Here is an 11689-nt window from a genome sequence, read left to right on the forward strand (position 1 = left end):
AACGGGCTCAGCGAAAATGGCGTGGGCCGCAAGGACGGTCAGGAAGGCAAGAAGGCAGGAAAAATGAGGTGGCGGGCCGATCCGGGGCAGGATAGACCGGCCCGCCCTCAACCCCTCCGCCAGAAGCGGAGGGGTGAATGGTGCAACTCAGACCAGAAGGCCATCATGCGCGTGGAGCGGATCGGTCACGCCAAGGGCGGCGTCTTCCGCACCGGCCTCATCCGCAGCGTCGGCACCCGCAACCAGCGCGGCATCCTCCACGACAGCAATCTCGGCCAAAAGCGCATCCTCTTCCGCATCCAGCAGGGCGGGTACATCCGAGCTCAGGCTCTCCGGCACCGCTGGAATGCCAGAGAAATCCAGCGTATCGGCAGCTGTCGCATCAGCGGCATCCAGCAGGCTGCTCCATTGCGCCAGCGTGGCGGCATCGCGGGCGGAGATATTGTCGAGGCTCAGCTCGGCAAGGCTCACCCCTTCCAGGCGATAGCTCTGCGCATTGGAGGGAATGGAGATGACAACCGCGCCATTCTCTTCCGACACCTCGAAGGCATCCGCCGTCATCCAGACGAAATCGAGCATATCGCCACCAGCCGCGTTGAACTCCAGCGTTGTGGTTGCGCCCCACTGCCAGGAAATGACCGTCGTCACCGGAATGTGCGCTTCTCCAGCCGGCAAATCATCGGCCGGCACATCCCCGCTGGCCGTCTCTTCTGAGCCGGGATCAACGCCGTCATCGCCGGTACCGCCCTGCTGCGTCTCCCCCTCATCCGAGCCGGAGGGCGGGCTCACGCTGCCATCATCCTCGACAAGAGAATCCAGCGCGCCATTTCCGCCAATCACCACATCCGGGGTCAGGCTGGAATCTGCAATCACCTCCTCGAAGCTCAGGCCCAGAACCCAGCTGTCATGGGCTGCCTGAATGAGGCTCTCGGCCACATCCTGCGTATCACCGGACAGATCCCAGAACATCATGCCGCCCAGGCCCTGCGCCTGTGCCCATTCCGATTTCAAGGCGATGGAGGCCGGGGTCTCGAAGGTGGAGAAGATGCCCTGTGCCTCATTATAGACATAGGCCGCCTGGGCTTCATCATCCCAATAGAGGGTCCAGCCGCTGTCCGGCTCCTGCAACTTGTTCAGCAGATCCTTGTAATCATAGACGCCGCGTTCCCAGGTGCCATCGGCAAGGCCGGTGCTGGAGGCGTTCCAGCCGCCATCTTCCCCGGCCTGCACGCCAGACCATGCCCGCGTATAGGCCGGTGCACCCAGCACAATCTGCGAGGGGTCAAGGCCCGCCTCCAGATAAAGCTGCACGGCGGTGGCCACGTCATAATCCCCGCCCACAGTGTCATGGAGCGGCGCCTGATGCCCGGTGGTGGTTTCCCAGCCGCCATGGAAATCGTAGGCCATCAGGTTGAAGAAATCGACATATTCGGCAAGGCCCTCAAGATTGAAATTCGCAATCTTGTCGGACCCCGCCGGCGAGGCGACGGAGATTTCATATTCACGGCCGGTCCGGGCTTCCAGCTCATCCAGCGCGGCGCGTACCTCGGCCAGAAGAAGGGCGTAGTTTTCGCCATCCTCGGCCCGCACCACATTGCTCTCCAGCCCGCCACCACCGGGATACTCCCAGTCGAAATCAAGGCCATCGAACATGGTGTAGGTCTGGAGGAACTCCACCGCCGAAGCCGCGAAATTCGCCCGGCCTTCCGCTGTGGCGGCCACATCCGAGAAATTGCCAGAAAGCGTCCAGCCCCCCACGGCGATCAGCACTGAAAGGTCGGGATTGGCCGCCTTGAGTTCTGCCAACTGGTTGAAATTGCCGGCGAGGGTCTGGTCCCACGTATCGGCCACACCATCCACGCTGTCATCCGCGCTGAAGGTCTTCTCGATAGCCGCATAGCGATCATAAAGCGCCATGTTGCCGGCGGAATCGATCTTCGCGAAAGCATAGATCAGATGGGTGAGATTTTCGGCCGGCACATCCGCCACATTGAACTTGCGGCCATAGATGCTCCACTCCGTATAATAGGCGGCGATGATGGGGCCTGCATCGCCCTGCGCCCCATCTCCGCTTCCGGTGGAAGGATCAGACGGCGGGTTACCCGCATCGCCCCCATCTTCTTCGCCAGTATCCTCTTCGCCAGTGCCTGTTCCGGCTTCGCCTTCATCGGGGGTTTCACTGTCCTCGCCCGAGCCGTCACCGGCCCCCTCCCCGGAAGCATCTCCCGTGTCCTCGCCCGGATTTTCGCCGGAGCCCGGATTCGCCTCGCCCGTATCGCCGCCCTCTTCTTGGCCATCATCCGCATCACCGGCGTTCACCAGTGCGGTTTCCCAACGCGCCACGGCGCTGGCATCCCTGGCAATGATATTGTCCATCGACAGATCGGAAAGTGAAACGCCATCCAGCACATAGGTCTGGTTGTTGGACGGAATGGCGATGACAACGGAGCCATCCACCTCGGAGATGGTGAAATTGTTGCCGGAGAACCAGCCAAAATCCAGCCGGTCATGCTGGGGCTCGAAGGCCAGCACCGTGTTGGCCCCCCAGGACCAGCTGATGGTGGTGATGGTGGGCGCGCCATCGCCACTACTGGCCGGCGCATCTTCACCGGTTTCACCGCCCTCGCCGGTTTCACCGTCTCCGGCATCACCCTCATTATCCGGGTTCTCGCCCCCTTGCGGGTTATCGCCCCCTTCGCCGGCGTCACCTTCACCCGCACCTTCGCCATCGCCCGGCTCTTGCGTCGATGCGCCAGCCATGGCGGCTTCCCATACCGCCCGTGCGGTGCTGTCATTGGCGAGGATATTGTCCATGGACAGATCCGCCAGCGTCACGCCATCCAGAATATAGGTCTGGTTGTTGGACGGAATGGCGATGACAACGGAGCCATCCACTTCGGAAATGGTAAAATTGTCACTGGAGAACCAGCCGAAATCCAGCTTGTCCTGCGCCGGATCAAACTCAATATGCGTGGCCGTGTTCCATGCCCACTTGATGATGGTCACGCCATTGGCATCCGGCCCCTGGGCACTGCCGCCGGTGGGCGTGGTGCCCCCACCCGTAGCGCTGCCACCGGTGTCATCACCACCCGCATCTTCGCCGGAAGAGGCGTCGCCAATATCGTAATCGCCCCCTTCGCCGGGCGCAGCGCCCTCATGGGTGGCGATGACGCCATCGCCATCAAAATCAATCTGCCACAGGTTTTCGGCCAGCTCCATATTGGTGCCGTCCTCATAGGCTGCCCGCAGCACATCGGCATCAAGGCTCTCATAGCCCCCGAACTTGTCGATATATTTGAGGATGGACGTGCCGTTCTCATCGGTCGAGACAACGCCATTCTGGAGCAGGGCCAGCGTGCCCCACGCCCCGCGCAGATGCGCCGCCGCGAGAATGCCGGTCAGGGTCAGCGTCACCTCGATGGTCTGGCCGCTGGTGCTGTCTACATAGCTGGCCGTGGTGCCGATGAAATCATCAAGGCTCTTGCCCTGCGTGGCCAGCCCGTCCTCGATCACCTTCAGATTGAAGCCGAAGGCAGCCAGGATGACGGCCTCCTGCACATTGGTCTTCAGGTCATCCAGGCTTTCGATGCCATCCTTGCCGGTGAAGCTGCCCTGCCACAGATTGGAACCCGCGCCATTGCCGTAATAGGTCTCGGCCTCATAATAGCCGGTGTCGATGAGCAGGGCCTCGCCCAGCTGATAGCCAACAAAACCCAAGCTGTTCTGCGACTGATACTGCATGTCGCGCCAGCTCAGCTCACCACTCTGCCAGGCGGTCCAGGCGTCTTCCCCCACCCACTCACGAATCTGCCACTGGGAAATCTCCCCGGACTGATAGCGATCCCAGTCCACACCGGATTCAAAAGCCCGCAGGGCATTGAGAAAATCTGCGAAGGTGCCGTTCGACATGTCTCTCTCCATTGAGAAAGTCTGTTTAGGGCTCCAAAATGCTCCGCAAAGCTGTTCAGATCTTTGGAACCCGGCGTGTATCCGGCGCACAGACTACACAATTGAGGCGAAAAATGAGAAAGCATACAAATCTAATATTTTATTGATAACTTCAATATATGCAGAAATCGCAAATCATACGCAAGTTGATACAAGAAATACGAGTGGTGGAAATGCTGCATATCTATGGCGCCCCGGCATGGGCGCGCGCGTCCATCCGGCGGAAGAACAAGCGGGGCGTGCATCCTTGCCTGCGCCACAATCGGCTGCGTAACACCTGACATGACAGCTGGAAGGAAAACGGCGTGATTGCTATCGGATGTCTGGCCCCCCTCATTCTGGGTGCAGCCGGTGCGCTTGCGGGCCATTGGCTGGCCGGAACCGCAGGGTTACTGTGGGGCGGTGGTGGCGGCCTTGTGGCTGGCGGCATATTTCTTTCCGCCGTTGCGTGGCTTGCCCGCCAGATCAAGCATTCGCAGTAAATGCCGCGCGCAGGCACCTGACACGGCCTTTCAAACATAAACAGCCGCACAGCCCCCCCCAGTATCCCGAGAAGCGAAACCTTGCCCCGCACCCTGCTTTTGAAGACCCGTTCAAAAGCAACGCCGTATGTGTAAGCAGACAGAATATTCCCCAAGGCGGAGCACCATACATCCCCCCGCCTTTTCAGGCTTGAAAAGGTGCCGGGCGGCCCCCGCGCCGCCCGGCGGGCCTGTCAGCCAGCCGCGCAGATCGACGCGGCCAGCGTCACCAGTTCCAGATCGCTGTTGCGACGACCCAGAAGGGACAGGCCAATCGGTGCACCTGCCACGCGCGCCAGCGGCATGGAGACCTGCGGCAAGCCCGCCAGGCCCGCCGTGCACAACAGATTCATGGCCAGATGACGATAGGTGACTTCAGTATCCGCCGCAGCAGAGCCACGCAGCGGCGCGATGCGCGGCGTGGAGGGCAGCACCATGACCGTTCCGGGCGGAAGCAGATCCACCATGCGCGCCACCACCGCCTCACGCACCGGACGGGCGGCATCCACCTCGGCAGGATCAAGCCGGGCTGCGGCCTCGAAACGTTCCTTCACGCCGGGGCCGAAACCCGGCTTCACCTCATCCACCCACGCCCCCACGCTCTGCCAGATCTCCGCAGCCTGCAAGGTGCGGAAGGCGGCAGACCAGTGCGCCAGACCATCCGGCGAAAGTGTCACCGGCGTAGCGCTCCCCAGCAGCGCTTCCACCCGTGCCACGGCCGGCATCAGCGCGGTGCGCACATCCTCTTCCAGCAGATCAAAGGCATCCTGAGCCAGCAGCAGGCGTGAGGGACGCCGGGCCGGCCCTTCTTCCTCCAGCAAGACCGCGCCAACGGCGGCAAACACACGCGGATCACGCGCAAACCAGCCCACGCAATCAAAGCTGGGAGCGAAGGGGGCGATCCCTTCCGCACAGATCCGGCCATGGGTCGGCCTCATACCCAGAAGGCCGCAATAGCTGGAGGGCACCCGCACCGAGCCCCCGCAATCCGAGCCCAGTGCGAAATCCACCAGCCCGGCCGCCACTGCCGCCGCAGACCCGCTGGAGGAGCCGCCCGGAACGCGGTCCGGTGCCGCGCTGTTCAGCGGTGTGCCATAATGGGTGTTCTCCCCTGTCAGCGAATAGGCCAGTTCATCAGAGATGGTCTTGCCCACCACATCCGCGCCTGCTGCCAGAATGCGCGCAACAGCAGAGGCATGATGACGGGCCGGAGCATGGGTGCGCGCCCAATCCGGGTTGCCATTCCCGGTTACGGTGCCGGCGACATCCAGCACATCCTTCACGGCGCAACTCAGGCCGCCCAGCGCACCGTCGGCGCTTCCCGCCACATGCACGCGCGGACCGGGAATGAAAGCGCCAACACCCTCCTCATCCGGCTGCCCTGAAGACAGGGGGAAAGAACCAGCAGTGAAAGACGGGTCGGACGAGACGACAGACGACATGGCGGCAGCCCCCTGATGGCAAGGGTTGAGAATGCGTCGGGCGCGCAAATGCCTGAAAAACAATGCCTCGAAGCCAAATATGCGCAACGCTTCGTATCAGCCATAGCATGTAAGTAAATTTTTGCATATAAGAAGATTCATCAAGCCGTCATCGCGTCCGGCCACCCCTGAAGAGGTGTCGCTTGCCCAAGATCCCTGATTGCGCACAACAATCCGCCAGCCCACAGCCTGCCTCCGAAAAGCCGGCACAACAGATGGCCCGGCAGCACGTCCAGTCCAAGGCCCCGAAGCGGGATTCAGCCGCCACCCGCGCCCGCATTCTGGACGCTGCGCGCGAGGCTTTTGCGCGAGATGGCTTCGCCGGTGCACGCGTGGAACGCATCGCGGCGCAGGCCGGCACGAATGTGCAACTCATCTACCGTTATTTCGGCAACAAGCACGGCCTCTATCGCGCGGTGCTGGAACACACCTATCGCCATTTGCGCACGCTGGAACAGGGACTGGACCTGACAACCGCTCCCCCGCGTGAGGGGCTGAGGCGGCTGGTGGAGTTCACTTTTGATTATCTGCGCGACACACCGCAATTTGTCGCCATCATCCGCAATGAGAACATGTCCGGGGCCGCCTTTGCCCGCGACATGCCCGAAATTCACGACACCATGAAGCCTCTGATGCAGGCGCTGGATGCACTGATGGCGCGGGGCGTGGCGGATGGCGTCTTCACCCGCCGCCTGCCGGCCATGGATCTCTATCTCACCATTCTGGCGCTCTGCATCACCCATGTGGCGCAGCGTGAAACCCTCTCCGTGCTGTTCCAGCAGGATCTCGGAGATCCGGTCTGGCTGGCCCGGCGTCGCACACAGGTGGTGGAAATGGTGCTGTGCTTTTTCACAGCCCCAGCCCTCACACCCAACGACGCCGCCTGACACATTCTTCCGCCCCTCCCCGCTGTTCTGGAAACTGCGATGACATCTTTCAACTGGAATGCCGGCTTTGCCTCCCGTCGCCTGCCTGTCTTCGGCAGCAATGCGGTTTCAACCTCGCATCCGCTGGGCAGTCAGGCCGGCCTGCGCATGCTGCTGAAGGGCGGCAATGCGGTGGACGCCGCCATTGCCGCAGCGGCCGCCATGACCATTCTGGAGCCCAACAATAATGGCCTGGGCTCGGATGCCTTCTGCATTCTGTGGGATGGGGCGCAGTTGCACGGGCTCAACGCCTCCGGGCGCGCACCGGCGGGCTGGACCCCGGAGTATTTCCGCACGCGCTATGGGCAGGATGCCACCCGACCGCCCCAGCGCGGGTGGGATGCCGTGACCGTGCCCGGCGCTGTTGGCGGCTGGGTGGCGCTTTCAGAGCGCTTTGGCCGCCTGCCCTTTGCCGATCTGCTGGAACCGGCCATGGAGATTGCGGAAAACGGCTATCCCGTTCCCACGGTCATGCAGGCCAAATGGGCGGCTGCGGCCCTCCAGCCCACCATTGCCAGCCAGCCCGGCTTCGCCGAAGCCTTTCTGCCCCATGGCCGTGCGCCGGAAATTGGCGAAATCTTTGCCCTGCCCGGTGCTGCGCGCACCCTGAAAGCCATTGCCGAAAGCCGGGGCGAAGCCTTCTATCGCGGTGAAATCGCAGATGCGCTCGAACAGGCCGCCCGCGCCGGTGGCGCAGCCCTGACAGCGGCAGACATGGCCGCCTATGCCCCGGAATGGGTGAAGCCCATTTCGCGCACCTATCGCGGTTACAAGCTGCATGAAATTCCCCCGAACGGACAGGGCCTCACCGCGCTCATCACGCTGGGCATTCTCTCCCAGCTCGATCTGGCAGCTCATGAGATGGACGGTCCTGATGCCCACCATCTCATGATCGAGGCTGTGAAGCTCGCCTTCGCCGATGTCTATCGCTATGTGACCGACCCGGCCCATATGGAGGTGACGGCGGAACAGATGCTTGACCCCGCCTATCTTGCCGCCCGCGCCCGGCTCATCGACATGAAAAAGGCCCAGCCCTTTGCCCCCGGAAATCCGGTGAAGGGTGGCACCATTTATATCACTGTCGCCGATGCCTCCGGCATGATGGTGAGTTTCATCCAGAGCAACTTCAACGGCTTCGGCTCAGGTGTGGTGCTGCCGGAATGGGGGCTCTCACTCCAGAACCGGGGCCATGGCTTCTCGCTGGATGCGGCCAGCCCCAATGTGGTGACCCCCGGCAAGCGCCCTTTCCACACCATCATTCCGGCTTTTCTCACCCGCGACGGCGCACCCGTGATGAGCTTCGGCGTGGTGGGCGCGAACATGCAGCCGCAGGGGCAGGTGCAAACGCTGGTGCGGATGCTGGACCATGGCCTGAACCCGCAAGCCGCCTGCGATGCGCCCCGCTGGCGTTTCAACTCCGGCCTGGAACTGGATATGGAAGCCACCATGCCGGCCCTCACCATTGAAGCCCTCGCCGCGCGCGGGCACCACCTGAAGGTGGACGCCAACCCTTATGAGAATTTCGGCGCGGGCCAGTTCATCTGGCGCATGGGCCCGGCTGCCCGACCCTATTATGCCGTGGCCAGTGATCCAAGACGTGACGGGCAAGCCGCCATTTTCTGAAAGCCACCATCTCATCGCATGGCCCTGCGCATCCATTGCAGTGTTCGCCCGCGGGTCCACCCGGCGGGCCTCTGCGGCATGCGCCAAAACGAGGCTGGAAGCTCACCCTTCGCGCAAAATATATGCAGCATGCTGCGCAAAATCAGGACACACCAAACCCGCCACTGCGCGCCCCGTGTGTTTTGACAATTTTCTTCATTAAATCAATAAGAAGTCGCTGTTCCTCAGGGCTCAGCATTTCCACAGTGGCGGCATGGGCGCGCTGGGCGGCCTCTTCCATATCCACCAGAATGGCCCGGCCCTCATCCGTCAGCCGACAGCTCTGGGCGCGACGATCTGTCGGGGAGACAGCACGACGCACAAACCCCCGTCCCTCAAGGCGTTTCAGGGCTCCGGTCGTGGTGGTGCGATCCAGTGAAACAATGCGGGCAAGCGTGGTCTGGTCTGCCTCCTTCCGCCTGCTTAATGCTGAAAGCAGGCTGTATTGCACCGGCGTCACGCCGTATGCGCTGCACAGCTCAGAAAACAGGCTGACATGGATCTGATGCACCCGCCGCGCCAGAAAGCCGGGCCGCTCAAACAGCTCCAGATCCTCTTCCGGCCCACCCTCTTCAGGCTGCACGCATCCATTTGACAAGACTTCGCTTTTCATCACGCTTTCTGCCCCTGCACCACCTGAGCGCCTCTGTTCTGATTGCTTCGGATCAAACCTGGCACGCGGCTTGCTTTGGAAAATACGAAGCATACTTCATATCTAACGCGACACATTCCGCAAGACCGGGTGGAGGCCCTTATGGCTGAACATGCAGGCTACGACATTCTCTTGAAGAGCGGCCACGTCATCTCTCCCGCGTCGGACCTTGACGGCATTTTTGACGTGGCCGTGCGCGACGGACGCATCGCGGCCATCGCAACCGACATTCCCGCCGCATCCGCTCTGGAAACCATTGATGTCTCCGGCAAGCTTGTCCTGCCCGGCATGATTGATACCCATGGGCATGTTTACCAGTATGTCTCCGGCCGCTTCGGTCTCAACCCGGATATGGTGGGTGTGCATTCGGCTGTCACTTCTGTTGTCGATCAGGGCGGCGCATCCTGCATGACCTTGCCCGGCTTCCGCAAATTCATGGTGGAGCCCTCTCGCAGCCGTGTCTATTCCTTCCTGTCGGCCTATCTCGTGGGTGGGCTTGAAGGCCACTATTATCCCAATCTCTACAGCCCGGATTGCGTGGATGTGGACGCCACCGTCCGCTCCGCCATCGCCAACCGCGATCTCGTGCGCGGCATCAAGGGCCATGCCGAGATTGGCGGCTTCGCCCGCTGGGGCATCAAGGTAATGGTGATGGCGGCGGAGATCGCCCGGCGCGCCGAGATCCCGCTCTATGTACATTTCGGCGCGCTGTGGGGCCTGCCGGAAAGCGGCACGAATGGCGAGGATGCCGACACCATTCTGGAGCGTGTCATTCCACTGCTGAAGGAAGGCGATATTCTCGCCCACCCCTTCACCAAACATCCCGGCGGCTTCGTGGACAAGACCGGCAAGGTGCATGATGTGATCCGGGCGGCGCTGGATCGTGGCCTGAAGGTGGATGTGGGCCATGGCAGCCACTTTTCCTATCGTATCGCCCGCAAGGCCATTGCCGCCGGCGTCGTGCCCACCACACTGGGGGCGGACATGCATGGCTACAACACCCGCGTGCCGTCTCCGGCCGGCACCCCGGCCAAACATCCCGATGAGGAAACCCACCCCTTCCTCGGTCAGGCCCGCTTCAGCCTCACCCAGGCCATGAGCTCGATGATGGCGCTGGGCCTGCCACTGAACCATGTGGTGAAAATGGTCACCTCCAACCCGGCGGAAATGCTCGGCCTGTCGGATCGTCTGGGGGCGCTGAAAGTGGGTTATACCGCAGATATCTCCGTGCTGGATGACAATAGGGGCCGCTATGTCCTGCGCGATAATGAAAAAACAGAAGTGAAGATGGATCGCCTCCTCACCCCGGCCTTCTGCCTGCGGGCCGGCGCCTGTTTCAAGGCGAACGCCCCCATCCTGCCCATCCCGGAGGTCGTATGAGCACGCCCCCCGACATGCACGCGCCACAGATGATCTGGGACACCCTGTCCCAGCCGCAGCGTGACGCCGCCTATAACAACAATGCCGCTGTGGCCAACAGCCCACAGTGGGTGGCCGCGCGCGATGTGGCGGCGGAAGCCTTCCGCGCTGCCCATCCGGCCGGGCTGGACACACCCTATGGCCCGCATGAGCGCCAGAAGCTGGACCTGTTTCCAGCGAAAAACCCTTCCGCCCCCTGTCTGGTGTTCATCCATGGCGGCTACTGGCAGAAAAACTCCCGCGAAGTCTTCGCCCATTATGCCGAAGGGCTCATGACCCATGGCTGGTCCGTGGCGATGGCCGGCTATCGCCTCGCCCCCGGCGCCCGCCTGTCCGAGAGTGTCTCGGATATCGGCAAGGCGCTGGATTTCCTTGCCAGTGTCGGTGCGGAACATGGCATAGCCGGGCCTCTGGTCATCGCCGGCTGGTCGGCCGGAGCCCAGCTTGCAGTGATGCATCTGCACCATCCCGCTGTAATGGCCGGGCTGGCCATTTCCGGCGTGTATGAGCTGGCTCCCATCCGCGACACCTTCCTGAATGCCGCGCTTGATCTCTCAAGCACGGAGATCGCCTCACTCTCCCCGCTGCGTCTGCGCCAGTCCCACTCGCCTCTCATCGTGGCCTATGGCACGGCGGAGGTGCCTGCGCTGGTGCATGATTCCCGCGCACTCTCCGCACGGCGGGTGGAAGCCGGCGCGCCCGGTGCACTGCTACCCATTCCGGGTGCGGATCATTTCTCCATTCTCGAACAACTGCGCCAGCCCGAAGGTCTGCTCACCCGCGCTGTCCTCGATCTTGTCTGCGGAGATGCGGCATAAGCCCCTTCCCAGCCCTTCAGAAAAAGACGCAGGGCAGAAAGATCACGCAGCAGACGCTTCAGGGGTCCACCGGCGATGAAAAAGGGGCGCGCTGTCCGCGCGCCCCTGTCATGTTGTGCAGCCTATTTCGTCTCATCGGGCAACAGTGCAGGCTCTTCGGCTGCGGTTTCCTCAATGGCCTCCAGCATGTCGGCGCGGGAGGCATGACGCCCGGCGATGAAGCCCACAATGATGAGTTGCAGGAAGTGATACACCATGATCG

At 62.3% G+C, this 11689-nt stretch carries 9 protein-coding genes; 6 read left to right on the top strand and 3 right to left on the bottom strand.

Annotated features, from left to right (window positions below; translation table 11 throughout):
• Positions 1-147: 147 nt before the first annotated feature.
• Positions 148-3909 (bottom strand): glycoside hydrolase family 18 protein, encoded by a 3762-nt coding sequence (locus ACT6QH_RS05410; protein WP_444973781.1) that lies wholly within the window; start codon positions 3907-3909, stop codon positions 148-150.
• Here ACT6QH_RS05410 and ACT6QH_RS05415 point away from each other — a divergent pair.
• Together ACT6QH_RS05415 and ACT6QH_RS05420 are read left to right on the top strand one after the other, a co-directional pair.
• Positions 3908-4222, top strand: a complete 315-nt coding sequence (locus ACT6QH_RS05415; protein WP_444973782.1) for a hypothetical protein — start codon at positions 3908-3910, stop codon at positions 4220-4222. The two genes, ACT6QH_RS05410 and ACT6QH_RS05415, sit on opposite strands and share 2 nt — an antisense overlap.
• Before the next feature lie 31 nt (positions 4223-4253).
• A complete protein-coding gene (locus ACT6QH_RS05420; RefSeq protein WP_444973783.1) occupies positions 4254-4430 on the top strand; it encodes a hypothetical protein in 177 nt (58 codons plus the stop codon).
• Between the two features lie 233 nt (positions 4431-4663).
• Here the strand turns inward: ACT6QH_RS05420 and ACT6QH_RS05425 are convergent, their stop codons facing one another.
• Entirely contained in the window at positions 4664-5911 is a 1248-nt protein-coding gene (locus ACT6QH_RS05425) for an amidase (RefSeq protein WP_444973784.1), read from the bottom strand.
• A gap of 182 nt (positions 5912-6093) precedes the next feature.
• Here ACT6QH_RS05425 and ACT6QH_RS05430 point away from each other — a divergent pair, with 182 nt between their 5' ends.
• Together ACT6QH_RS05430 and ACT6QH_RS05435 are read left to right on the top strand one after the other, a co-directional pair.
• Positions 6094-6837, top strand: a complete 744-nt coding sequence (locus ACT6QH_RS05430) for a TetR/AcrR family transcriptional regulator (protein WP_444973785.1) — start codon at positions 6094-6096, stop codon at positions 6835-6837.
• Between the two features lie 39 nt (positions 6838-6876).
• Positions 6877-8499: a gamma-glutamyltransferase family protein gene (locus ACT6QH_RS05435; protein ID WP_444973786.1), complete on the top strand. Its 1623-nt coding sequence runs from the start codon at positions 6877-6879 to the stop codon at positions 8497-8499.
• A gap of 142 nt (positions 8500-8641) precedes the next feature.
• Here ACT6QH_RS05435 and ACT6QH_RS05440 read toward each other — a convergent pair whose 3' ends face one another.
• Complete coding sequence (locus ACT6QH_RS05440) at positions 8642-9151, bottom strand: MarR family winged helix-turn-helix transcriptional regulator (RefSeq protein WP_444973787.1); 510 nt, start codon at positions 9149-9151, stop codon at positions 8642-8644.
• A 141-nt stretch (positions 9152-9292) separates the two neighbouring features.
• Here ACT6QH_RS05440 and ACT6QH_RS05445 point away from each other — a divergent pair, with 141 nt between their 5' ends.
• Both ACT6QH_RS05445 and ACT6QH_RS05450 read left to right on the top strand, forming a co-directional pair.
• Positions 9293-10570, top strand: a complete 1278-nt coding sequence (locus ACT6QH_RS05445) for an amidohydrolase/deacetylase family metallohydrolase (protein WP_444973788.1) — start codon at positions 9293-9295, stop codon at positions 10568-10570.
• Complete coding sequence (locus tag ACT6QH_RS05450; RefSeq protein ID WP_444973789.1) at positions 10567-11427, top strand: alpha/beta hydrolase; 861 nt, start codon at positions 10567-10569, stop codon at positions 11425-11427. Before ACT6QH_RS05445 ends, ACT6QH_RS05450 begins: the two co-directional genes overlap by 4 nt.
• Positions 11428-11689: the final 262 nt, after the last annotated feature.

This window comes from Haloleucobacter albus (assembly GCF_052492075.1).